General features: G+C 63.9%; 16 protein-coding genes and 1 other RNA gene. 5 read left to right on the top strand and 12 right to left on the bottom strand.

What is annotated here, in order from left to right; all coding sequences use genetic code 11:
- Positions 1–214 precede the first annotated feature (214 nt).
- Positions 215–1,360, top strand: a complete 1,146-nt coding sequence (locus KF886_06755) for a hypothetical protein (protein MBX3177038.1) — start codon at positions 215–217, stop codon at positions 1,358–1,360.
- A 187-nt stretch (positions 1,361–1,547) separates the two neighbouring features.
- On the opposite strand, the gene KF886_06750 is transcribed toward KF886_06755, so the two are convergent.
- Positions 1,548–3,287: an SEL1-like repeat protein gene (locus tag KF886_06750; GenBank protein MBX3177037.1), complete on the bottom strand. Its 1,740-nt coding sequence runs from the start codon at positions 3,285–3,287 to the stop codon at positions 1,548–1,550.
- Between the two features lie 687 nt (positions 3,288–3,974).
- Positions 3,975–4,343, bottom strand: an RNA gene (gene rnpB / locus KF886_06745) — RNase P RNA component class A.
- Positions 4,344–4,503: 160 nt separating this feature from the next.
- Between rnpB and ptsP the strand changes: the two genes are divergently transcribed.
- Positions 4,504–6,147: a phosphoenolpyruvate--protein phosphotransferase gene (gene ptsP / locus KF886_06740; GenBank protein ID MBX3177036.1), complete on the top strand. Its 1,644-nt coding sequence runs from the start codon at positions 4,504–4,506 to the stop codon at positions 6,145–6,147.
- A 12-nt stretch (positions 6,148–6,159) separates the two neighbouring features.
- Here the strand turns inward: ptsP and KF886_06735 are convergent, their stop codons facing one another.
- The 3 genes from KF886_06735 to KF886_06725 all read right to left on the bottom strand — a co-directional run bounded on the left by KF886_06735 (position 6,160) and on the right by KF886_06725 (position 9,048).
- Complete coding sequence (locus tag KF886_06735; GenBank protein MBX3177035.1) at positions 6,160–7,059, bottom strand: DUF1559 domain-containing protein; 900 nt, start codon at positions 7,057–7,059, stop codon at positions 6,160–6,162.
- Positions 7,060–7,129: 70 nt separating this feature from the next.
- The gene (locus KF886_06730; GenBank protein MBX3177034.1) at positions 7,130–7,900 is read right to left on the bottom strand and encodes an enoyl-CoA hydratase; all 771 of its coding nucleotides are present in this window, start codon (positions 7,898–7,900) and stop codon (positions 7,130–7,132) included.
- 17 nt (positions 7,901–7,917) lie between these two features.
- Entirely contained in the window at positions 7,918–9,048 is a 1,131-nt protein-coding gene (locus KF886_06725; GenBank protein ID MBX3177033.1) for an SGNH/GDSL hydrolase family protein, read from the bottom strand.
- A gap of 594 nt (positions 9,049–9,642) precedes the next feature.
- Between KF886_06725 and KF886_06720 the strand changes: the two genes are divergently transcribed.
- From KF886_06720 to KF886_06710, 3 genes are read left to right on the top strand one after another with little or no spacing between them, the layout of a single operon-like run.
- Complete coding sequence (locus KF886_06720; GenBank protein ID MBX3177032.1) at positions 9,643–10,572, top strand: prolyl oligopeptidase family serine peptidase; 930 nt, start codon at positions 9,643–9,645, stop codon at positions 10,570–10,572.
- Positions 10,573–10,577: 5 nt separating this feature from the next.
- The gene (gene pepN / locus KF886_06715) at positions 10,578–13,184 is read left to right on the top strand and encodes an aminopeptidase N (GenBank protein MBX3177031.1); all 2,607 of its coding nucleotides are present in this window, start codon (positions 10,578–10,580) and stop codon (positions 13,182–13,184) included.
- Between the two features lie 48 nt (positions 13,185–13,232).
- Entirely contained in the window at positions 13,233–14,390 is a 1,158-nt protein-coding gene (locus KF886_06710) for a dienelactone hydrolase family protein (GenBank protein ID MBX3177030.1), read from the top strand.
- 1,160 nt (positions 14,391–15,550) lie between these two features.
- On the opposite strand, the gene KF886_06705 is transcribed toward KF886_06710, so the two are convergent.
- The 7 genes from KF886_06705 to KF886_06675 all read right to left on the bottom strand — a co-directional run bounded on the left by KF886_06705 (position 15,551) and on the right by KF886_06675 (position 25,027).
- Positions 15,551–16,711, bottom strand: coding sequence for an alkaline phosphatase family protein (locus KF886_06705; protein ID MBX3177029.1), 1,161 nt, complete (start codon positions 16,709–16,711; stop codon positions 15,551–15,553).
- Positions 16,698–17,897, bottom strand: a complete 1,200-nt coding sequence (locus KF886_06700; GenBank protein ID MBX3177028.1) for a glycosyltransferase family 4 protein — start codon at positions 17,895–17,897, stop codon at positions 16,698–16,700. The genes KF886_06705 and KF886_06700 overlap by 14 nt, the downstream gene beginning before the upstream one ends.
- Positions 17,875–19,119, bottom strand: a complete 1,245-nt coding sequence (locus KF886_06695) for a glycosyltransferase family 4 protein (GenBank protein MBX3177027.1) — start codon at positions 19,117–19,119, stop codon at positions 17,875–17,877. Before KF886_06695 ends, KF886_06700 begins: the two co-directional genes overlap by 23 nt.
- A gap of 8 nt (positions 19,120–19,127) precedes the next feature.
- Positions 19,128–20,054, bottom strand: a complete 927-nt coding sequence (locus KF886_06690) for a glycosyltransferase family 2 protein (GenBank protein MBX3177026.1) — start codon at positions 20,052–20,054, stop codon at positions 19,128–19,130.
- Positions 20,055–20,082: 28 nt separating this feature from the next.
- Complete coding sequence (locus KF886_06685) at positions 20,083–21,198, bottom strand: hypothetical protein (GenBank protein ID MBX3177025.1); 1,116 nt, start codon at positions 21,196–21,198, stop codon at positions 20,083–20,085.
- A 541-nt stretch (positions 21,199–21,739) separates the two neighbouring features.
- The gene (locus KF886_06680) at positions 21,740–24,283 is read right to left on the bottom strand and encodes a glycoside hydrolase family 9 protein (protein ID MBX3177024.1); all 2,544 of its coding nucleotides are present in this window, start codon (positions 24,281–24,283) and stop codon (positions 21,740–21,742) included.
- Between the two features lie 54 nt (positions 24,284–24,337).
- Positions 24,338–25,027, bottom strand: coding sequence for a hypothetical protein (locus KF886_06675; protein ID MBX3177023.1), 690 nt, complete (start codon positions 25,025–25,027; stop codon positions 24,338–24,340).
- Between the last annotated feature and the right edge of the window lie 65 nt (positions 25,028–25,092).

Raw genomic sequence — 25,092 nt, 5'->3', positions numbered from 1 at the left:
TAACCAATACTAGTACAGTTTCCCCCTCCCCCCGGGGGGAGGGGGAAACTGAAAAACAACCAGAGGTCAAAACCTAAACCCAGGCTTCAACCAAGACACCAAGACAAATTACAGAAAGTTCTTGACACCAACGGATCCGTTGGAGGATGGTTGGTGTTCGATGCGGGATGCTTTACTGAACCGTGTTTATTTTCAATGGTCGACTGGAAATGCGATGTCCCTGCCTGTTTCACACCTGCCCGTTAAACCCCTCCCGGAATGGGAGAACTGGTCGCGCAATTTGCGCCAGGTTGCGGCCTCTTCCCTGGAATTCTGCCCGGATTTTCCGGCGATCGCCGCGCGTTACGAGGCGTGGTGGCATCAGGCATTGGTCGACCGGCCTGTGTTTCAGGCGAGTTACAACACGCGCCCGGAGCGTCCGATTACGCGGCGGCTGGAGTTGCTTGAGGACGGGCACGCGTGGCTGGCGGCGAAGCGGCTGGATGTGGCGCAGACGCGGTTGCTGGGGGACGCGCTGCCGCATGTGCGGGCGGATTTCGGGCCGGTGTTGCTGGGCGGGATGCTGGGCGGACGGCTTGAGTTTGGTTCGGATACGGGGTGGACCCATGCCTTTATCGGGGACGATTGGTCGAATGCGCCGGACTGGACGCTTCGGGAGGACAACCCCTGGTGGCGGCTGTTGCGGGAGCGCGCGGAGCAGGCGGCGCGGGATGCTGCGGGGCGGTATTTGCTGTGCACGCCGGATCTGGGCGGATCGGCCGATGTGTTGTTGAATCTGCGGGGGGCGCAGGCGCTTTGCCTGGACGTGCTGACGCAACCGGAGCGGATTCCGGAGGCGCTGGATGGGATCTATCCGGCCTGGCATGAGGCGTTCTCGATGCTGTATGGGGCGGCCACGGCGCATGGCGCGGGGCTGACGCACTGGCTCGGGATCTGGTCGGACGCGCCGTATGTGGTCCCCGCGTGCGACTTCAACTTTCTGATTGGACAGGCGGATTTCGAGCGGCTGTGTCTGCCGGATATTGCGCGGCAGGCAGCGACGGTGGGGCGGGCCGTGTTTCACCTGGACGGGCCGGGGGCGGCGAAGCATATCGACGCGCTGCTGGAGGTTCCGTCGATTCAGGCGATTCAGTTTACGCCGGGGGAAGGCACGCCCTCGGCCCTGGCGTGGGTGGACATGTTCAAGAAAATTCAGGCGAAGGGGCGGTCGCTGCTGGTGTTTTGTCCGCCGGGCGAGGTGCTGGAACTGTGCGCGGCGTTGCGTCCGGAGGGCCTGGCGATCCTGGTGCTGGGCGCGGCGGAGCCGGAGGAACTGGAGGGGTTATATGGGGCCTTTTGTGGGCGCTTTAGCGGGGGCTGAGGGGCCGACAGGCAGAGACAGCAGACCTGAGAGAGGCCCAATAAGGGGCCCAGGGCGCCACGGGAACGGGGCACAACACGGGTTTGGTGGAAGAATACCGGTTCTTCATCCCAATAATGCAAACCCAGCTCATATTGCGAAGCGGGGTCTTTCTCCCGGACCGCCTTCTCCAGCCGTTCCCGTTTCTTCATGATTGTTCGCCTTTCCGTCCATCCAGCACCGCCAATTCCGCCGCCGCCTTCTCATAGCCCGCGTCCGCTGCCAGACGAAACCAATACCGCGCCCAACGTGTACTCTGCCGGACCCCGTCTCCGTCCCGATAGAACTCGCCCAGGGAATAGAGCGCGGGTGGGCATCCTTGTGCGGCAGACTTCCGGTACCACCGTATCGCCTGCGCCATGTCCTTCTTCACACCCAGGCCCTCCGAATACATATACCCCATACTGCATTGGGCATCGGCGTTACCTTGCTCGGCGGAGGCATGAAACCAGCGGAGCGCTTCTTTCAATCGCCGTGGCGTGCCTTCCCCATCCAGGTACATTAGACCCAGGTTACTCTGAGCAGTATCATGCCCCTGCTCGGCCGCCTTGCGATACCACCGGAACGCCCCCTTGAGGTCGATCTCGCAAACGTCGCCATGTTGCAGCTCTACACCCATGGCAAACTGCGCCGACGCATGCCCGCCCTCAGCGGCCTTGCGCCACCACCGAATCGCCTCACGTCGGTTTCGACGGCCCGCCTTGCCATGGTACAACGAGAAGCCCAGGCTGTATTGGGCGTACGCATCGCCCTGTGCAGAAGCGCAACGAAACCAGTAGGTGGCCTCCTTCCAGTCCGCCTTGCAGCCTTTACCCCCGGCGAGGGCGTCGCCCAGCAAGGCCTGCGCATCCGCGTAACCCTGCGCTGCCGCCTTGCGCCACCAGGTTACTGCGAGGCGATAGTTCCTTCGACCACTCCTACCCACGCGATACCATAGCCCGAGGTAATATTGATGAAACGGATCGCCTTGTCGTGCGGCCCGCCGGAACCAGTCGGCGGCCGCCTTTGAATCGGCTTTGCATCCCTCGCCCCGCTTCAGGGACACCGCAAGATTGAACTGGGAGTCGGCATCGCCCTGTTCGGCCGCCTTGCGGTACCAATATGCGGCCCAACGATAATCCTTGCGGACACCTCGCCCCTCGTCGTAGCAACACGCCAGCCCAAACTGGGCGTCGGCGTCACCCTGTCGCGCCGCCTTGCGGTACCAGTCCGCCGCCGCCTTCTCATCGACCGCACAGCCCTCACCGCGGTACAGCGCGTGGGCGAGACAGCACTGTCCATCGACATCACCCAGTTCCGCTGCCCGGCGAAACCACCGCACCGCTTCCTTCAGTCGTTTCGGCGTGCCGTCCCCGTCTCGATAGGTCACGCCCAGATTAACCATGGCATCGGTGTTACCCTGATTCGCCGATTTCCGGTACCAGTACCGCGCCGCCTTCTTGTCCACGGCACAGCCCTCCCCGAAGTCCAGAGCGTAGGCCAGGTTGTATTGGGCGTCGGCGTCACCCTGCCGGGCGGCCTTCCGGTACCAGTCGACGGCCTCTATCCGATCAACCCGGCACCCCTCCCCATTCTCCAGGGCCCAAGCCAGGTTGTATTGGGCGTCCATGTGCCCCTGCGCCGCTGCCTTCCGAAACCAGCGCACCGATTCCGTGAGCCTCTTCCGAACCCCTTCTCCCTTGTAGAAACGGACCCCCAGGCAAAACTGGGCTTGGGCATGGCCCTGTTCCGCCGCCTTGCGAAACCAATGGACGGCCTTTTGCTTGTTTTTGGGCTTCTTGCGCCAGTAATGGCGTCCCAGCGCATATTGGGCTTCCAGATCGCCGGATTCCGCCCGCGCGATCAGGGACGTGCGCTCAGCCATAGCGGTAGTGTTTGTGGATTTCATGGAATCAATTCCTTAGGTCGTCAAGACACAGTCCAATATGGCGAGAATGCTGTCGGGGGTCGGCGGGAACCACGATTGCCATGCCGGCGGCGGGTGTCTTCGTGTAGGCACACTCCACCCGTTGACGGATGGGCCTGTTCGCCCGGAACGGTGGTTGTCCCCCAGAGGGGAAGGACTATGACTGACAGAATTGATTCATGATGCGGCGATCTGCTTTGGGCCAGCGGCTTACCCGTTGGCTTCCATAATACTACGACAGTTTCGGGCGATTTGCAAGAGCCTCGGGGTCTCGAGGTAGATACTGTTCATCCGGTTTGATCGTACGGGAGTACTCATGGACGCCTCATCCGTGTCCGATTTATTCTCGAATCGCCAACGCATGCCTGTTCGGACCTGTGTTGGTGATATTGCCTCGATCACTCTTCCGGCCCGAAGGGCCAGTGCAGCTCCCAGCCCTGGGCAACGCCCAGGGAAAGCGGGGACACCACCCTTCTTCGCCCTGAAAGGGAAGCGCAGTGGTGAGCCTGTGCAGCGTTGAAGTCCAACTGCGTTGCCCTTTCAGGGCGTAGTCGAGAGATACGCCTCTAACCCTGGGCGTTGCCCAGGGCTGAAAACTGCGTTGCCCCTTCGGGGCGGAAGAGTTCGTAGGAAAACGGTTTTCCTACCGAAGAGAATGTTGCCAAAACAAAAGTGAGCAGGCCTGTAAGCCGGGTTCTGTCTAGGGACCGCAGTCCCCGAGACGGCCATTCATCTGGGACGCATGTCGCCATGCGCCTCTAGCTTCCTACCCGGGAGCAGCGCGGGCCACGCCAGTGCTCCCCTATTTGGAATTGCTCCAGGTGGGGTTTGAAAAGCCGCCGTGTCGCCACGGCGCTGGTGCGCTCTTACCGCACCTTTTCAACCTTGCCGGCCTTCCGAAGAAGACGTAGGCGGTGTGTTTTCTGTTCCACTTTCCGTCGGGTCGCCCCGCCTTCGCGTTACGAAGCACCTTGCCCTGTGGAGCCCGGACTTTCCTCCGCATCCCCGGGGGGATGCCGCGGCCGTCCAGCCTGCTCGCGCCCAGTATACCCGGAAGGGGGAGGCCCGGGCGAATCCGGGGGCAGATCGGGCGCGATGGGGGTTGGCCCGCCATGGCAAACCTTGCTACTATTCGGTATGGTGGGTTGAATCATTCCGCCGCGCGTTCCATTTTACGAAATTACTGCGAGGGGAATTCATGGTCGATTCGGGTTCGGCGAAGGAAACGCATCTCTCGGGCCTGGCGGTGAGCGAGGGGGTGGTGTACGCCCGGGCGGTCGTATTGCACCCGATTTCCCATCAGGCGGTACCGTGGTACCGTATTGAACCCGAGCAGGCGCCCGCGGAGCAGGAGCGCGCGGCCTGGGCGATGGGGCAGGCGGCGGGCCAGATAGACGGCCTGGCGGTGGAGGTTTCCTCGCGTATCGGCAAGGCGCAGGCGAATATCTTCCTGGCGCAGAAGATGATGGTGGAGGACGAGACGCTTCACGCGGAGATCCGCCAGGTGATTGAGTCCGAGCTGCTTAACGCGGAGGCGGCGATCGCCAAGTGCCTGGACAAATACGAGAAACTGTTGCAGGCGGTGGACAATTCGTATATGAGCGAGCGTGCGGCGGATATTGGCGAGATCCGGCGCCGCCTGCTGGACATCATGGCGGGCAAGGAGGTTCCGGGCCGGTCGGAAGATACGCGGGCGCTTTTTCCGGGTTTTCACATCATTGTCTCCGCGGACCTGACGCCGAGCGACACCGTGAATCTGAACACCGACAAGACACTCGGCTTCATCACGGAACATGGCGGGCCGGCGTCGCACGCGGCGATTCTGGCGCGCGCGATGGGGATTCCGTCGGTCAGCGGGATCGAGCGGGTGCACGAACGCATCAATACGGGCGATTACGTGCTGCTCGATGGGGACGCGGGGGATGTGATCATCCACCCCAGGCCGGATACGCTTGCGCTGTATCCGACGGCGCGCCGCCAGGCGATGCGTGCGGCGCGGCGCGTGCCGCCTGTGGAGGGCTTCACGGTCCTGGCGAATATCGGGCGCTCCTCGGAGCTACCGCTGCTCGAGGAATCGGGGGCCGAGGGCGTGGGGCTTTACCGTACCGAGTTTGAATTCCTTGCGATGAGCTGCCTGCTGGGCGAGGACGCGCAGTATGAACGGTATGCGTCGGTGGTTCGATCCCAGGCCGGCAAACCGGTGTACATGCGGCTGCTGGATCTTGGCGGAGACAAGGGGGCGCCCTGCCTCAGCCTGGATCCGGAGGAAAACCCGTGTCTCGGCTTTCGGGGCGCGCGGCTGCTGCTGGGCCGGCCCGATTTGTTGCAACCGCACGTTCGCGCGCTTGCCCGGGCGTCGCGCCATGGGGCTATCCACCTGACTTATCCCATGATCGTGGACGCGGACCAGTTCCTCGTGCTCCGGGAGCGCATCCGGCAGTTCATTGCGGACATTCCGGATACGCAACTGCTGCACGGGGTGATGTTCGAGGTGCCCTCGGCCTGCCTGCTGGCGGACGAGCTGATGGCGATTTCGGATTTCGGGTCGATCGGCACGAACGACCTGATCCAGTATTTGTTCGCGATCGACCGGAACAACGAGCGGGTGGCCGGGGATTACAATCCGGACAAGCCGGTATTCTGGAAACTCCTGCGCCAGATCGCCGAAGCGGCGGCGCGGCACGGCAGGCCGCTGTCGGTGTGCGGGGAGATCGGCGGGCAACCAGCGTGCATTCCGAAGCTCATCGATCTGGGCCTGCGGTGTGTATCGGTCAGCCCGCGGCAAATCGGCCTGGCGCGGGTGGCGGCGCGGCAGTATCTCGAATCGCTGGCCGCGCGTTAGCCGTTCGCGCGATCAGAACCCGTCGAATGGCTTGCCGTACCGCCCGAGAATGCGTGCGCTGTCGGGGGTGAAAGGAAAGCGCGTGTTCGGGTACTTCAAGAATTCCACGTGCCCGTCGAGGTATAACACGTTGCCGCCGCCGGGCACGTGGGAAAAGTCGATCGTTTTCGTGCTCGCGTGGTCCCACATCAGCGGCGTGCTGCTGCTGGCGCGCGCGCTGGCGCCCGGGTTATTGATGTCCGTGATCAGGAAGCGCTCGATGCCATCCCGAAGCCGGTAGATCGTATTCCCGCCGCCGGCCTGTGTCCCGGCGTAGGTGGAGGAGACGGTGAAATCGCGGTGGCTGGCGTCTCCGTTCGTGGCCACATTCGCCAGGGCCAGTTCCCCCCAGGGCGTGCCGAGGTAGGCGTCCTCCTCGTGGCGTCCGTTCGGGCCGGTCCCCAGCGTGCCGACCAGCGGCCCGATGATGTTTACATCCTCCAGCAGGAGCCAGCCGGTGTAGTGGTAGGGTTCCTGGCCAATCTCCTCGGGCTCGAGGACACCATCTCCGTTCCCCTTGCCGCCGTCGTAGCGCGAAATCGGGCCATCGTTCGCGCCCCAGGACGGGCACCAGATGACGTTGTAGTCGCTGATGTACTCCGGAATCATGAGGGGCCCGTTGAACATCATCTCGGGGCTCAGCGCGCCGGTGATCGTGACGATCTGGCGCGGCGGATACATCCCGCGGTTCTCCGAGGCGAACATGTGGAGCGAAAGCCCCATCTGCTTGAGATTGTTTGCGCACGCCGCGCGGCGCGCCGCCTCCCGCGCCCGGGCGAGCGCGGGCAAGAGGATGGCGGCGAGAATGCCGATGATCGCAATCACCACGAGCAGTTCGATAAGTGTAAATCCAAGAGAGGCGTTCTTTTTCACGAGTTTCCCTCCAGCTCCCGGTTTCTCACCAGAAGCCCGGTCACGATCATTCCAGCGTCCGCACATCGTTTCATTCGAACGTCGAGAAATCGGGCGCGCGCTTTTCGGCGAAGGCCTGGAAGGCTTCGGCGGCCTCCGGGGACATGAGGCGCGCCATAAACTCGGCGAATTCGGCGCGCATGACCTGGGCGATGGCGTCGCGGTCCTGCGCGCGGATCAGGGCCTTGCTTGCGCGGACGGCGGCGGGGGGCTGGGCCGCAAGCGCCTGGAGGCGCTCTTGAACGAGATCTTCCAGCGCGTCAGCCGGGCGGACGGCATTCACGAGGCCGATTTCCCGGGCTTCTTCCGCGCCGAATTCACGTCCGAGCAGGAGCAGCTCGGAGGCGCGGGCGGTCCCGGCGAGGCGGGGCATCAGCAGGCTGGAACCGGCTTCCGGGCAGAGGCCCAGGTTGACGAAGGGCAGACGGAAGCGCGCGGCATCGCTGGCGTAGACCAGGTCGCAATGCAGGAGCAGGGTTGTGCCGATGCCGATGGCGATGCCGTCCACCATGGCCACGAGGGGCTTGGGAAAGGTCGCGATAGCGTCGAGGAAGTGGCCCACGGGGGCGTCTTCCCCGGTCGGGGGATGCTGCATGAAATCGAATAGATCGTTGCCGGCGGTGAAGCAGCCGTCGGTCCCGCGAATAAGGACGGCGCGCACCGCATGGTCATTCGCGGCGTCGCGGAGGGCGTCCGCGAGGTCCTGGTACATCGCCACGGTCAGGGCGTTCTTCTTTTCCGGCCGGTTCAACCGCAGGGTGAGAACGCGATCGGCCAGGGACTTCAGAATGGGTTCGCTCATGGGGTTCCTCGCGCGGGTTATTCTTGCAGGGCCGCCTGGATAACGGGCGCCAGGACCTGGGCCTGGCGCAAGAAGCCGAGGTCCGTGGGGTGGGTGCCGTCCACGGTGCCGAGGCCATCGTCCCCGAGCAGATTGTCGCACGGGACATAGTGGAGGCGCGTCACGCCGTCCTGCTGGAGCTGGGCGTAGACTTCCCGGAGGCGGGCATTCTTTTCCTCGTGCCCGCCCTTGCCGTAGAACCAGCTACTCTGGTAGATGATGTTTTCCACGAGGATGATTGGCGTGCCGGGGTGCGCTTCGCGCAGGGTTTTCACGACGGGAGCGACGCGCTCGGCCACCATCTCGGGGGTCATGTTGGGGAGGCAATCGAGCACAAAGGCGCTGGCTTCCAACTCGGCGATGAGTTCGCCCATCTCCGGCTCCATCTTGCCATTTCCCGAGAAGCCGAGGTTGATGGTTTCGCGGTCGAGCATCTGGCCGACGATGGCGGGGTAGGCCATGCCCGGGCGGGAAGCGCAGCCGCCGTGGGTGATGGAAGTGCCGTAGAACACGATCGGGAATTCGTGCTTGCGCCGGGGGCCGCGCGCCAGGGTCGAGCCCGGTTTTACGCCGATTTCCAGGGATTCCGTGCCGTTGTAGAGCGGAAGGTAGAGCATATATTCGTGCAGGCCCTCGGGCGCGCCGTTCACGAGGCGCGCCTGGTTGCCGGCGGGCTGGCTCGGGCGTCCCTGGGCGACCCAGCGCCAGTGATCGCCGTCCTTCGCGTAGAGATCGAGGCCACTCACGCCGGTGGCGGGCATGTGTGGCATTGCCAGATTGTCGAATCGCACGGTCCAGCGGGCGGAGATTTCGGGGGAATCGCTGACGAAACGTACGGCGAGTCCGGCGGAATGGTGGGACAAACGCCAGACGGCGTCGGGGGCGACCCCTTCCGCCTTCGACGGAAGGCGGTCGTAGGGGTGGGCGTTTTCGGACCAGCCCTGGCCTTCGAGCCCGATTTTGAGCGCGTCGAACCACTGGATGTCGGCACCGGGATCGACGGCGGCGAAGTTGGGGTCGAGCACTTCGAGGTTCTGGGTTTCGGGGGCGGCCTGCGCGTGGGACGCGGCGAGAAACAGGGCTGCGAGAACGATGGTGATGCTGCGCATGGGAATGGATCCTCGACGGGTGAACAGGCACGCCGCGAGTGTACGACGGCGGCGGTGGAGCTTGCAAGGGGCGGCGGATGTTTTGGCGCGCCTTCGGCGCGGTGCGGGCGGGCCGTCCGCGCTCCCATGGGTCCGCGCTTTTGCTGCTGGATTGGAGCATACTGGAAGGGGGAAGTATTCGGGGTGGCGTTTCGCAGACACGAATGCCTGCGTCGTTTCGCGCGCGCCTTCGGCGCAGTGCGGGCGGGCCGCCCGCGCTCCCATTGGTCCGCGCTTTTGCTGCTGGATTGGAGCATACTGGAAGGGGGAAGTATTCGGGGTGGCGTTTCGCAGACACGAATGCCTGCGTCGTTTCGCGCGCGCCTTCGGCGCGATGCGGGCGGGCCGCCCGCGCTCCCATTGGTCTACGCTCGTGTTGTGGGGTTGGGAGATTTTGGAAGGGGTTGGGAATCTGGGAGGGATTTGCAGACAGGCCGAAAGTGCGCCGTGGCGGAAATGTCGGCTTCCGATTCTTCGGAAACACACTGGATCCCGCGGGGAGAGAATGTCTACCATGGCGCTTTCATTGCGGACAACGATGATGGGACGGCTTTCATGATTCTGCATTTGCTGCCACTGCTGCTGGCTACCCAGGGCGCGGGCGAGATTGCATTTGAACAGGTGGACTTCACGAGCACCCACGACCAGACGGTGCAATCGACGCGCTTTTACGCGTCGCCGGAAGCCGGGCCGCAGCCGCTTCTGGTGGTGCTGCATTGGTGGAGCGCGGGGATGGACACCTACAATCCGGATGAGTGGGTGGTGGCCGCGCGGGCGCATGGCTGGCATGTCGCGGCGCCGCATTTCCGCGGGCCCAACAAATCGCCCGAGGCGTGCGCGTCACCCGCGGCGCGGCAGGACGTCCTGGACGCGACGTCCGCGATTCAGGCCCGGGCCGAGGTGGACGACGAGCGAATCTACCTTGCGGGGCTGTCGGGCGGGGGGCACATGAGCATGGTCATGGCGGCGTACCACCCGGAGGCGTTCAGCGCGGTGTCGGCGTGGGCGGGCATCAGCGATCTTGCGGCGTGGCACGCGGAAACGAAGGCGGCGGGCCACCATTACTGGCAGGATGTGGAAGCCTGCGTGGGCGGCGCGCCGGGGGGCAGCCCCGAGGTGGACGCGGAACTTCGGGCGCGGTCGCCCCTCCCCCACCTCGGCAACGCGGTCACGGTACCGCTGGACCTGGCGACGGGGATTCTCGATGGGCACACGGGTTCGGTGCCGGTGCGGCACACGATCGACGCGTTCAACGCGGTTGCTCGGGCGCTCGGCGCGCCGGAAGTCTCGCAGTCGCGCATCAACATGCTTTCGCAGGGCTGGGCGGCGCCGGCGGATCGGGTGGCGGATCCCGATTACCGCCGCGACGTACTGTTTCGTGCGGAGGCGGGCTTGGCGCGGGTTACGATTTTTCAGGGCGGCCACGAGGGCCTGCCGGATGCGGCGTGCGCCTGGCTCGGGCAGCACCGCCGCGCGCGGGAGTAATCGCCGTGAGGCCTTTCCGTTTCACGCCACTGCTTGCCGGCTTGCTGATCCTCACGGCGCTGAACGCGGCCGCCCTGGCCCGGGAGGATCGCGATGATCTTTCGCAGGCCTTTGCTGCGTTTCGCCGCGCGCAGGTTGCCGAGGCCACGTATGAAATCCATTTCACATTCCGGGAGAAGTCGAAGACCTTCGACGGACGCACGACGATCCATGTAACACTGAACCGGACGGATGCGCCGTTGAGCATCGATCTGCGGGCGGAGTCGCTCGACGCGGTGTATGTGGATGGTTCGCGGATCCCGGATATTGTACGGCGGAACGGGAGTTTTGATATCCCGTCACGCCACCTGCGGGAGGGGCCGATGGCGATTTCGGTGGCGTATACGGCGGCCTATTCCAATAGCCGGGATGGGCTGTGCCACTTTACGGATCCGCTGGACGGGCGGGAGTATTTCTATACGAACCTCGAACCGTATGCGGCGCATTACGTATTTCCGTGTTTCGACCAGCCGGATATCAAGGCCACGTATACAATGACGGCGGAGGCGCCGGCGGCGTGGACGATCATCGGCAACATGCCCGAGGAATCCGCGTCGGAGACGGATGGCGCGCGCGTCACGCGCTTCAAGGCGACCCCGCTGCTCAGCACCTATCTCTTCTTCGTCGGTGGCGGAGAGTACCGGGTCTGGCGGGCGGAGCACAACGGGCTTCCGATGGCGATGTACGCGCGCGCGTCACTGGCCCCCTTTTTTGACGCGGAGCGGCTTTTCGACGAGACCCGCGCCGGTTTGGACTATTTCAACGACTATTTTGGCACGCCGTATCCCTTTGAGAAGTACGATCACGTATTCGCGCCGGAGCTCGGCCCGGGGGCGATGGAGAATCCCGGGGCGGTGACGATGAACGAATTCATGATTTACCGGGGCGCGGCGACGGAGGAGGATTACCGGAGCCGGAACAACATCCTGCTGCACGAGATGGCGCACATGTGGTTTGGCAACCTGGTGACGATGGCGTGGTGGAACGATCTCTGGCTGAACGAGAGTTTCGCAACCTTCTCGGCGTACCAGGCGCAAGAGGCGATTGGCGCGTACGGCGATATCTGGGCGCGCTTCCACCAGTCGAAAGGCTGGGCGTACTACCAGGATCAATTGAGCACGACCCACCCGGTGGAGGTCGATGTGCCGTGGGCGCAGGAAGCCATCGCGAATTTCGATGGGATTACGTACGCCAAGGGCGCGGCGGCGCTGAAGCAATTGTGGTTCACGGCCGGCGCGGACGCGTACCGCGAGGGTGTGTCGGCGTATTTCCGCCGCTACGCGTGGAAGAACGCGACGCGCGCGCAGTTCATCGCCTCGGTGGCGGAGGCCGCGGAAACGTCCCTCGATACATGGACGGAGCGCTGGATCCGGACCGAGGGCCTGAGCAACATTTCAGTTACCTATGGCTGTGAAGACGGCGCGATCGATTCCTTCGAGATACACCAGACGCCGTATAACGCACCGCAGCCGTCGCCGCACCGTACGCAAGTTGCGCTTTTCTCTTTTGACGATGGGGGCGCGCTGAAGCCCTATCACACCGCGCCGGTCTCCTACGATGGCGCGCGCACGCCTGTACCGGAACTTGGGGGACAGCGCTGCCCGGACTTTGTCTTTCCAAACTACGGCGACATGGACTACGGCCTGTTTTTTCTCGACGCGAATTCGCTCGACACCGCGCGCGAACACCTCCAGGCCATTGACGATCCGTTTGTGCGCCGCATGGTGTGGGGAACGCTCTCGCACATGGTGCAGCACCAGCGCCTGGGCGCGTCGGAACTGATGGATTTGCTGCTCCAATTTATCCCGCAGGAAGGACACCCGGATCTGCGCGCGTATCTCCTGGGGAACCACCCGACGCGCGACGTGTTCCGGGCCTATCTGCCGCTCGACGCGCGCCTCGCGTATGCGCCGCGGCTTTCCGGGATGCTCTGGGCGGGCTACGAAAACGCGGCGCCTGATTCCGACGCGCGCCTGCACTGGCTGGACGCCTTCGTCGCCACGGCATCGCGATGGGAGGACACCGATCGGCTGCGATCATTGCTGCAGGCCTCCCGTGGGGTGGACCAGCCTCGGCGCTGGAGCGTGGTGAAAAGCCTCGCCGCGCTCGGGGAGAAGGATGCGGAAGCGCTTATTGCGGCGGAGCTTGAACGGGATCCCGGGGACCAGGGCCAACGGCAGGCTTTCGCGGCGCGCGGCGCGATTCCGACGCTCGCGGCCAAGCGCGCGCAATGGGAACGGCTGACCGATCCGGCGCTGTCGCTCTCGCTGCAACGCGCGGGCGCCGGGACGTTTTACAACAGCCTCCACCCGGAGCTTGCCGAGGCATTCGAGGACGCGTGGTTCCAGTATGTGCTGGGGCGCGACTGGGAGGAGGAGCAGCACCGGATCGGCATCTGGTTCGGGACGCTTCACCCGCCAATCTACACGCGCGCGTTTCTTGAGCGGAGCCGGGCAGCGCTGGAAAACGCGTCGCTGCCGGCGCGTGCGCGGCGGGCGTGGCGGGAGTCGAACGACGGCATCGCGCGGATGGTCGCGATCCGGGAGTACGAGGCGGCGGCGCAAACACCGTAAGCGAATTGTCGGGACGCCCGGCGCAACGTTTGAAGGAGTACAACACCGATGCGACAGTTACAACTCATTCTGGCGGCATTCCTGGCCCTCCTCTCCCCCACGCTGGCGCGGGCGGACGCGCCCGACCCGGAGAAGCCGGGGCCCTATCCTGTGGGCGTAACGTCGATCCCCCTGGCCGATGAATCCCGTATGGATTCCGCCCTGAACGCGCCGCGCCCGCTGATGGCGGAGATCTGGTATCCCGCGGCGGATTCCGCGCGCGGCGCCGAGCCGACGAAGTTTACCGATTTCTACATGAACGGTGAGAACGAGCAGATGAACCTGATCCTCTCGATGGCGTTCAAGTTCGACATTGCCACGATGGACGAGCGCTTTAAGACGATTGCGGTTCGGGACGCGGAGATCGCGGAAGGGACGTTTCCACTGATTATCTTCTCCCACGGCAATGGCGGAATGCGGGCGCAGAGCACGTTCTGGTGCGACCACCTGGCGAGCCACGGGTATATTGTGGCGGCGGTGGACCACACGCGGAACGCGTGCGCGACGCCCTACGGGACGGGAGTCATTCCGTTTGATCGGCAGGGCCGCGGCCAGGCCGCGATCGACCGCCCGAAGGACGTGAGCTTTCTGATCGATGCGATGGCGGAAATGAACGGCGATGCCGAGTCCCGGTTTCACGGCCGCGTGGACCTCGAGAAGATCGGCGTGGGCGGCCATTCGTTTGGCGGCTTCACCGCGATGGGTGCGCAGCACCACGACGCGCGGATTAAGGCCATAGTGCCGAAGGCGGCAGTCGTTCCGGAATACACGCAAGCGAGCAGCGTGCCGCTGTTGATGTTTATCGCGACGGAGGACGCGACGATCAACGCGCAGGGGAATGCCGCCGCGCGGTATTACTTCGAGCAGACCGAAGCGCCGAAGTATCTGGTGGAAATGCCGGACGCGGGACATTACAGCTTTTCGGACATGTACCAGATTAACCCGGCGTGGGGCGATGGCGTGGGCGAGGGGGAGCGCATTACGAACGGGGAGCCGATTACGTATCTGGGTATGGAGCGGGTTCACCGGCTGACCAACGGTTACACCACGGCGTTTTTCGGGAAGCACCTGAAGGATGAAGCGCGCTACGCGGAATACCTGAATGAGAACCGGGATCCGGAGGCGATGATCCATGCCGTGGGGAATGTGGCGGAGGGCGCGGAGTGAGTTCCCGGGCCGGATTCGCCTCTTGACGGACCACATCTCCGGCGCTTCGCCGGGGACAGGAGCAGCGCCTGTTCTACATTCCTGTTTAGGATTTGGTAATAGTTTAGCCTTCTGAAGCAAAGAAGATTTTCAACCACGAATGAACACGAATTCACACGAACAAGAGAGGCTATTGACCCGGTTCGAAGACTCAAATGAAACGATAACAGGTCCGCCTTTTAGCCTTTGAAGCGGAGAATTCTCCCACAGATTTACACAGCGCAGCCCTTGGCCGGGACCAAAGGAGGGATCACCACGAAGGGCACGAAGGGCACGAAGGGTACGAAGAAAAACAGGGAAGAGCCTTAACCGCAGAGAACGCAGAGAGCGCATAGGGTGATCTCTGGAACGCGGATGGATTGGGTGGATGATCGAGAGCGCATTTTTAACCACGAATGAACTCCAATGCACACGAATGCATTGGGAGCAGCCGCGGGCGGTGATCAAGAATTGTGACCACGGATTACACGGATGGCACGGATAGCAATTGGTTCCGACCGTTGAGTCGTGCGGGCGGCTGTGTGCTGTTTCCAAGTTGGCCAGATCGGATTGTTCCGTATCGGAATGGTAGCGGGGTGGAACGGGCGGCGGGCTGTTCGGTCTCATCTTGTTCGAGCGTCGCGGCAATCCGTGTCATCGGTGTAATCCGTGGTCAAGAATTGAATACCGACCAAGAATTTCACCGAACGGCCCGGAAACTCTCCTTGGAGTTTCCGATTCGTAAATGCTTTTACAACAGATTGTTATGGAGATTTTGCGCGCAAGATCTTGCAGAAAAACAAGAAAATGACGGATAGTAGTACAGAACGCCACAGATAAGAGGTAGAAACCAGAAGCCGGCACCGGCACACAGGTGACGGATAAATCGAAATAGGAGATCTCCCGGTTTAAGGAGATGGAGTATTTCTGATTTATCTGTGCGGATCTGCGCGAAAGTTTGGGAAGACTCCTTTGTTGCGGCGAAGGGGTTGATCTATGTTCTCCGCGGCCAATCAGGTTTCTCGTTGCTTGGATGCCCGGCTGAGGGCCTGGGTAAAGGCCGGCTTCATGAACTGTATCACGGTTTCTTATTCGTGTCTATTCGTGGTTAAACTGCTATTCAACTTCAGATCGCTAAAGTGTTACCGTGCAGGTTGGTTTTCGACTTCGCGGCGCATGAGGGCGTAGAGGTGTTCGAGGCCGGTGATCTCGGGGGCGACGGGGACGTTGGCCAGGAGCGCGGCGACGGAGTCGGGGTCTCCGGGGGCGAAGCCGTGCATGCCGGCGAGTGGTTTGACGCCCATGTGGCTGGGACAAATGAGCACGCCGGGATTCATCAGGAAGAAGAGATCGCCGTAGGTGTTTCCGGGGAAGTCGCAGCCGTAGGACGCGAGCTCTTCGGCGGACATGGTGTGCCCGAGCGGCTCTTCGGCGAGGGCGGCTTCAATCTTTTCGCGCGCGCCGGGCTTGAGGAACCAGAAGCGGGCCATGGTGGAGTCGTAGGCGGCGGCGTAGTCCTCCCCGAAGGCGAGGCCGAGGGACTCAATGCGCGCCATGACGTCGCAGGTCTGACGGATATCCGTCATTCCGTGGTCCGAGAAGATGTATAGATGCACCTCGCTATATTGCGCGGCGGCCTTTTCGTAGATGCGTCTGATTTCGCCCTCGTACCAGGCGATGTGTTGTTTCACGGGATCGCCGGCGGCGCCATACTGGTGCAGGATGGCGTCCAGGCGGCCGAGAAAGAGGTAGACGAATGACACGGCGCCTTCGTCGATGGCGGCTTCCACTTCCGCGACGCTTTCGGGCTCGTTGTAGCCTTCCGGGCGGCAATAGGGGATGTTGTTGTCGCGCAGGTAGTCAAATATGGTGGGCTGTCCGCCGTTGATGCCGCCGGGTTCGAAGATATTGTTCTGCTCGGTGTAGGTGAAGAGGTGTAGCCACTTGAAGGGCATGTTGTAGAGCTGGAAGTAGCCGGTGAAGCCGTGGACGCGCTTCATAATCTGGCTGAGCTTTCCGCGTACGCGCCCGCGCTGCATAATCGACGTTGGCAGGAGCCGGAAGTACTTGTAGTGCTTGAATGGGGAGCGATCCGGGGCATAGGCGAAGAAGGCGAAGTGCCCGTGGTCGCGCGGCAGCGCGCCGGTGAGGATGGTGGGGTCACAGGTGGAGCTGTAGCCGAAGATCGTGTTCAGGGGGCGGCGCTCGACGAGAATGTCCTCCAGCATGGGGTACCGCTTCGCGACTTCCCAGCCGAGAGCATCAATGAAAACGCAAAGGGTCAATTTTTCAGGCTGGCTCATCGGCAACTCCCGCACCCGCCAGGAATTGCTCCAGACGGTTCAAGTATTTTTCAAAGGAGAACTTCTCGCGTGCGCGGCGCGCGCCGTTTTCGCCGAGCCTTTTCGCGAGTCCGGGTTCGGCGAGGGCCCGCTCCAGCGCGGCGGCGTAGGCCGCGACGTCGAGCGACGGCGCGAGCAGGCCGTTTTCCTCGTTGACGAGCCAGTCCGGAATACCGCCGGTTCGGAAGGCGACGACGGGGCGACCGTGTCGCATGGCCTCCAGGCCGACGAGGCCGAAGGGTTCGGGCCAGGCGGAGGGCACGGCGACGACGCGGGCGCGCTGATAGTAGCCGGCGATTTTCTCGTTGGGTATCCAGCCTTCGAAGTGGACGGCTCCGGCGATTCCGAGGTCGCGGGCCTTGCGTTTCAGGGCGTCCTGTGACTTGCCGACGCCCACGATGTAGAGCTGGTACGGGCAGCGGAGATGGGGTAGCGCCTCGAGGAGCAGATCCACGCCTTTTCCGCGGATGAGCGAGCCGACGTAGAGAATGACGCTTTCGTCGGGGACGGGAGACGGGGCCGGCTCCGGCTGGTTCAAGGCCGGATGGCAGACGCGGGTGCGATCGAAGGGGAACCCGTTGGCGAGGAGCTTTTCCCGGATGAAGTTGCTGTTGGCCAGGATGCTGTCAAACTGGTGGTAGCGCTGCATTTCGCAAATCTTCTCGCGGACGCTGACGATGCGGAAGGGCATGAGCTTCGACTCGCGTTTTTCGAGGAAGGCGAAGGAAAGATAGCACTGCCAGCCGGCGGAATGGGTGCATAGTTTGCGGGTGCGGCGGTCGTAGCCGAGCCCGGTGGGGCACCACATGTCGTTGTCGTGCACGAGGACGATTTTGCGGTAGTTTCTGGCGTGTTCGACGCCCTCGGGCAGCTGGGAGATTTTGTGGACAAAGAGGACATCGGGTTTGCAGCGCGCGATGATATCGGCAAAGAGCTGCCCGCCGGCCTGCTGGGGCGGCCCGCCGAATTCGCGGCATCGCGTGACGCTGGCGAAGAGGCGTGCGAATTCCTCGGGATTGCGGCCAGCGCTGGCGTAGGCCAGGTGGCATTCGTGGCCTTTTGCGGCGAGGGCCCGCGCGGTGTGGGCGATGGTCTGTTCGACGCCACCGTAGTGGCCGCAGAGGTTATTTGCGAAGAGGATTCTCACGAATTACGTCCTCGTAGATGCTGAGGATGCGCCGTGCGACGGCATCCCAGTCGTACTGTTCGCGGGCTTTCTCCCCCCCGGCCGCGGCGATTGCGGCGGCGCGATCGGGCGCGCCGGCGAGGGCCTCGAAGGCCTTCAGAAACTCGGTATCGTCCGCGGGATCGAAAAGGAGCCCGTCCTTACCGTCCTCCACGAAGTGCGGTATGCCGCCGACGCGGCTGGCGAGCACGGGCAGGCCGGCGGACCAGGCTTCGAGGATAACAATTCCGAAGGGCTCGTGGATAGAGGGTAACAGGAAAAAGTCCGCGGCATGGTAGGCGTCTACAATGTCCTGGCTGCTGGCGTCGATGCCGGGAATGATGGTGATGTGATCGCTGAGTCCCGACGCGGCGACCTGCTGTTCGATTTTCTGGTGGTAGGCTTTGTTCGTGATGTTGCCGATGAGGAGCACATGGGTGTTGGGCTCGATGCGGCACAGTTCCGGCAACAGGCGCGCGGGCAGCATCTGATTCTTCTGGGTATCGATCCGCGCGACGGTGAGCAGGACTTTGGCGTCCCGGGGGATGCCCCGTGCTTCGCGGAAGGCCTGGCCGTCGCCCCGGGCGAAGCGGCGGGTGTCGGCTCCGTTGGGGACGTACTGGACGTTTTTCTCGGGGAAATGGGCCTGGGCCTTCTGGCTTTCGGGATAGCCGACGCAGAGTATGGCGCCGGCGTCCTGCATGACGCGGCGCGAACCGACCCACATGCCGAGTATCTTGCCCCAGTCGAAAGAGCCCTTCATGGGGGCGGCGAGGGACGCGGCCTCCTCGGCGGGGATGTCGAAGGCTCCGCCGTGGAGCGAGACGACATAGGGGATGCGTCGCTTGCGCGCGACGTGGCGGCCGATTCCCCCGATGCGGTTGCCGGTGTGGAGGTGGATGAGGTCGAGATCGGGATAGCGCATGAGGGCGCGCATGAGGGCGAAGGAGAAGGGGCTCCCACCTTTGCGGTCGAGGATGTCGCGGTTTTCGGGGCTGAGGCCGATGGCGGGGTAGAAGTAGGGAAAGCGGGTGACGCGCACGCCATCGATGTTGTCCGCCGGAGTGTTGGCGGTGGCGAGCGTGCAGTAGACCTCGGCGTCGTGGCCGAGCGCGATGAGGCGGCGGCTGACCTCCTGCACGACGGTTTCGGTCCCGCCCCAGTCGTCCCGGACGTAGCGCCGGGCCAGTTGAATAGTACGCACGATTCTGGTTATCCCCGGAAGAATTCGGCCGGAAATCCGGCGTTTTGCAGGCCCGCTTTCCGCCCCTGGTAGTGGGCCCAGTGGAAGGTACAGCGGTACGCGACGTTGTATGGGATGGTGTGGAACTTGCCCTTGCGGGCGGCGTAGAGGGCGTCGCGCACGATGTGTTTCGCGCAGGCGAATCCCTGGCCCGCGAGGGAGGGCTTGTCTTTGAGCATCTGGTAGTGGACGATGCCGTGGCCGCGCTCCCGGCGGTAGAGGGTTTTCAGCGTGTAGTTGTGAGAGTGCTCGACGACGGCATCGACAGCGATGTCGAAGCGCGCGCCGTGCTCCTTGCAGTTGAGCGCCCAGACGAAATCTTCGCCCCAGCCTTCCTCGGGGAACTTTTCGCGCTCCCACAGGTTGCGCCGGAAGGCGCAGGCGGCGGCGGAGAAAAAGCTGTAGCGCTTCTTTTTGAAATTGCGGTTGCCGTAGGCGCGGTTCAGATCGTACTTGACGACGAGGTAGGCGTCGGGGCGGGCGATCTGGCGTCCAGAGACGGCGTCGCACTCGCCGCGCAGCAGGGGTTCGAGCAGGGTTTCGAGCCAGGCGTCGTCCCGGGGGACGCAATCGGCGTTGAGCAATACGATGATGGGCTCGGTGGTGCGCGCGATCATGTTGTTCAGGACGCGGCCGGGGATATAGTCTTGTGGCGCGATTTCCACGATGTTGGCGGGGTCGGGGTTGAATTGGCGTACGGCCTCGAGGGTGCCATCGGTGGAGCCGGAATCGACGTTGTAGAGGGTGAATTCGCGGTAGGTCTGTGTCTGGAGGGCGGCGAGGGTTCTTGCGGCGTAGGGCTGCTCGTTTTTTGAGCGCATCACGATCGCCACGCGCGGCCGGGATCCGGCGGAGGGCGCGGCTTCGTTTGCGGTGGTTTCTGATGTGCTATTCACGCGGAACTCGCTCCTTTCGCGGCGCGCTTCAGCCAATATGAGACCAGAGTTTGATCAGGGGGGCGGCGTCCCCGCTTGCGCGGGGGGCCAGCAGTGCGGGGAGCCGCTTGAGAATGCGGTCGCGGGGCTGCAGGAAGCAGTCGGGCCCCAGGCCGAGGGCGCGGCCGTGGCGGATGTTCTGGGCGAGGCACCGGGCCATCGCGCCGCCGCGCGGGCGGGGCAGCCTTGCGGGCAGCGCGGCGTACTCGTCCCAGGACATCCCGGGATAACCGAGGCGTGCGCGCTCGAACCAGAGGAACATGTCGAGGAAGCGCTCCGCGGCGCGGGCATGCCAGGCGGCGAGCGTCAATCCTTCGGGGACGTCGTGCCGGGGGCGCAGCTTGAATTCGATCGCGGCGCGGTAGGCGTCGATGAGGCCGAGGGCGTCGGGGATGCTGTCGAGGTTGAGGTTTTCGAGGACGGCAAGGCGTTCCGAATAGCGCGTTCGGTAGCGGCCTACCCGAAAGAGGACGCTATCCCCCATCGCCATATAGGCCTTCTGGATGTTGCGGACGACGAATTCGAAGGACTCGCGATCAAGACGCCCCGGCTCGCGGAGCGTTCTTCCGGCCAGCACGAGGCCGACGCCACGGTTCATGAAGAGGCGGGCGCATTCTTCGAGGGGCGGTCGCGCGGGATCGTAGTTCGGCATGGCGTCGAACACATCGTTCGGGCCGTGGATTACGACGTGACCTTCTTTTGCTTCCATATACATGAGTTCATAGGGGAGCAGGGGCAGATTTTCGGCAGGAATGGGGGGCCCGAAATCGACGTGCACGCCGCAGGCGGGATCGAGTTCGGCCTTGAGCGCGTCGAGTCGGGCGGCGACCGCTTGTCGCTGGTTACGGGCGCGAAAGGGGACAACGACGAAGAAGTCGTAGTCGTTGTAGACGCGCTCCTCGCCGTCGACCAGGTGCACGCCCCCCTCCCCACGCCCGTAGCCCCCGCCGAGGACGAGCGCGGTGAGGTTTTCCGGGCCGACGGCCTTCAGCGCGGCATCGCGGACGCGATCCATGTCCCGGGCGATCCGTTTTTCGAGATCTTCGGAGCCGTCGATGGTGAATCGCCTGGGCTTGCCTTGTATGTTGTTGGGGACGTTGGGCATTGGGGCTATGGGTCCGGGGGCGGGGTGTAAAAACTATTTTTTCGTCAACTGATTAGTTGAGAGTCTATCACACGGCGATCCGGCGCGCAATTTGGGGTTGCGTTAGACAGCCGGACAGCCGGACAGCCGGGACGGTTATTCCGCCTGCGGCGGACTTTCAGCCTGCTTTTTGCGGACTTGGCCCGATTCCAGCGTTGCGTGCCCGTCGGAAGTCGAAGGGGGCTTTGCCGCCGGCAGGAATGCCCGCGATCCTTTGCGCCTTCCGGCGCGTTGCGGGCGGGCCGCCCGCGCTCCCATTGGTCCACGCTTCTGTTGTAGCTTTGGGTGATGGGGTTGGCATTGCGCGTACTGTGTTCTGCGCGCGCGTTGGGTGAGGCGGGGACGGCTGTGCCACTTTCTTTTCGAGGTGGTTTTGGTGGGGTCAGGGGAGCTTTTGGAGGTGGGCTCGCTTTGTCGCGGACAGGAATGTCCGCGATCCTTTGCGCCTTGCGGCGCGGTGGACAGCCGGGACGGCTATCCTACATTTGCGCCTTGCGGCGGGTTATGGGAGATACCAGCGGCCATAGAGGGCCTCGGCGGGGCGGGGCGCGCGCGGGGTTGCCTCGGCGGTTGCGGGGACCTCGGGATCGATGAGCATGGCGGCGCAGAAGATGGTGGAGCTGATGGTTTCCTGGATGGTGAATTCGCATTGGCCCACGTTCAGGTGCGGGTGGCAGGACCAGCGGCGCCAGAGGGGAACTTCGGGCGAATCGAACACGACGGGATTCGGGGACGCGGCGCCGCCGGGCGACTTCCAGACGGTTTCCCGCAGGTCGCGAAACATTCCGCCGGTGACGCCGTAGATGGTGATGCCGGGGACGGGATCGGGGATGCCGTCTTTCTGGCTGATCTCGTGCTGGATGTCGGTGGGGTAAACGTAGCCGAGGCCGGTGGTCCAGGACATGCCCATGGGGTTGGCCCCGAGCATGAAATCGAAATTGAGGATGGCGGCGTCCCGGAATCGGGCGTCTCCGGTGAGGTCGTGGGCGATAAGGAGGGCGCGCCCTGCGTTGGTCATGTCGGTGTTTCCCCAGCCCATAAAGCCGGCCTGGTTTCGGGGCCAGGTGCGGCGGTAGGGGATCTTGTCGAGGTGGGCGAGCAGGTCCTCGGCGGGCGCGATGAGGTGCTCGCGGAGGATGCGCTTTCGCTGGAAATCGGGGAGTACGGAATCGGCGCCGGCCAGGGCGTAGCTGAACCAGGGCCAGTAGTCTTTAAGCGTACGCGGCCACTGGTAGGGCCGGGGGAAGCCGCGCATGTCATCGGAGAGGCCTTCCAGGTAGCTCTTGTCGCCGGTGAGGCGGTGCATGCGAATACGCGCGTGGAGGCGGTAGGGCGTGACGTAGTTTTCTTTTTCTTCCCAGGTGAGGGTATAGGGTTCGCCGGATCCCCGATTGCGCCGCGCGGCAATCTCGACCTGCCCGAGGCTGTTTGCGGGGTCGCTGCCGAAGGCCCAGGCGCGTTTTGCGAGGGCTTCCCAGCGTTCGCTTTCGCTGCCGTCGAAGTTTTTGAGATGCTGGGCGAGCTGGGCGGCGGCGGCGGCGAAGAGCAGGGAATCCCATCGGGTGCGGCGGGAGAATGCGTAGTCGACATCGTCGTTGAGGCGCGGATGGGTGTGGGTTTCGACGTAGCCGGAGACGCCGCCCTCCGGGGTCATGCTGCGGGCCCAGACTTCGAGGCCGAACGCGGCTTCGTCGAGGATGTCGGGGACGCCATTGCCGGACTCGGGGATAGTGAGCTGGCCGTCGGTAAAGTTTTCGGGCGCGAGCTCGTAGGCGTAGAGGAGATCGAAGACGACGGTGTAGTGCTGGTTTCGGCGATCCCAGTCGGCGGCGTCGTGCCAGCCGCCGCGGACGTTTTCGGTCATTCGGGACTTGTCGATGGAGCCACCGACGATATCGAAGACGTTGTAGTTTTCGGGCGGGTTGAACTCGCCGAGGCCGAAGGCGATGAGATCCGATTCGTAGACGGGGGCGGTGTGGCATTGGGGGCGCGTCCAGCCGGTGTAGGGGGCTTCGCAGGCGACGCCGCAGCGCTGGTGGTAGAGGGCGCGGGCGGCGGTCTTGAAAACCGGCGCGTAGACATCGGGCGCGTGGCGGAAGGGCCAGGAGCGGCCCATGCCGGGCACCCGGATGAAGAAGTCGCAGGTTTCGCGGAGTCCGGTCAGGTCGAGCTCGTAAACGTCTTCGCCATTGATGAGGGGCGGGGGTTCGTCGCCGGACTTCGCGCCTTCGGAGGCGATACGGGCGCTCCGGTCGCGCAATTGGACCTCCCCGCGCAGGGCGACGTCGCCGGTGTCCGCGTTGACGACCTCGAAGCGGGTATAGGGGGCGCAGTCGAGCGGGCCCACGCCGTAGATGTGCGCGCCGAGGTAGGCGAATTTTCGCGGGGCGGTGCTGAGGTAGCCGATCTGGTTGACCTTGATGGCGCGAGAGACGGTATGGCTCTCGTCGTAGTGCAATGTGGCTTGCTTGTCGCCCATGGCGGTGAAGGTGTAGCGCTGCCCGGGCTTCATGGGCGAAGGGAGGCGCAGGTAGGCATAGTGGGCGTAGTCGATTTCGTGGCCGCCGGTGTGGCGGCCCGCGCCGAGTCCGACGAGCGTGTACCCCACTTCCGCCGGGGCGACGGGATCCGCGTAGGCGGGATCGCCGGGGCTTTGAATGGTGTAGGTCTCGGGGGATTTGAGGGCGCGTTCGCCGACGTTTTCCCGGGCCTGGGTGATGTAGTCGTCGCGCAGGGCGGAAATGGCCTTGCGGGTATTCCAGTCGAGGCGGCCTTCCTGCTGGCTTTTTTTCCAGACGTCGAGCGAGCGGTAGAACTGGCCGTGGGCGAGGCGGTCGATTTCGTCCATGAGTTCCGGCATGGTGGAGGTGACGACAATCACCCAGGAGCTGGAGAGGACGAGGATCTGGTCTATACCGCTGTACTCCGGGGAAGAAACGGGATGGGCGCCGGCATGCTCGGGGAGCGCCTGATCGGGCGCGGCGTGTACGAGGGGCGTCTGCGCGAGGAACAGCGCGGAAATGAGGGTGGCCAGGAAATTACGCACGGGTTGTACACTCCGGTTGGCCCGCGCCGGCGCGGGGCTGGCGGATGCGGGAAATCAGGACTCCGGGGCCTCGTCCGCGGCCTGCCGCGAGTCGGGCTGATCCGCGGGCGCATCCGCGCCGCCGCCGTGGATCCGATCGCGCGCGTGGCCGTTGGAACCGGCATCCCGCTGCGCGGCGGCTCCGGTTGCGGAATCCGAGTCTTGCTGCTCGGGGCCATTGTAGACGCCGGCGAGGCGCGCGACCAGTTCGGCGGCCTGTATCTGGACGGCGTCGGTGGAGCCGTGTAGCATTTTTTCCACGGCGATGCGCCGGAGGGCGCGTATGGTCTCGCCGTCGAACTCATCGCCCGCGATGGGTCCGCCCGCGGGGCCGGGCAACTGGATGGGGTCGCGGTTTCGGGCTTCGATGCATTGCCTGCGGGCGCGATCGATCTCGGCGCTATCGGGGAATTCGGCTTTGAGGGCGTCGAAGATGGCCAGGGCTTCGCCGAAATGTCCGGCGCAGTAGAGATCGACGGCGCGGCCGAAGCGCTGTTTTGCGTCGAGAGAGGGGCGGGCTCCCCCACCCCATCGGTTTCGCGTCATGCCTTCGATGGAGGGTCGGGCCTGGGGTGCGCGGGAGGTGGTATCGCGATTGATGGGGATCCGCTGGCCGCAGGAGGGGCACTGCCCCATCTTTCCGATGGCGGAGCGCGGCACTTGCATCTGCTGGCCGCAGTCGCAGGTTATGAAGAGTTTGCGCATTTAAGGCCCCATGTTGGTCGCCGCGGGCTGCGGGCTCGGACGAGTGTCCGGGCGCGAGCTCAAGG

This window comes from Candidatus Hydrogenedentota bacterium (assembly GCA_019637335.1).
GTDB lineage: Bacteria > Hydrogenedentota > Hydrogenedentia > Hydrogenedentales > JAEUWI01 > JAEUWI01.
This window is presented reverse-complemented; position numbering and strand designations above follow the sequence as displayed.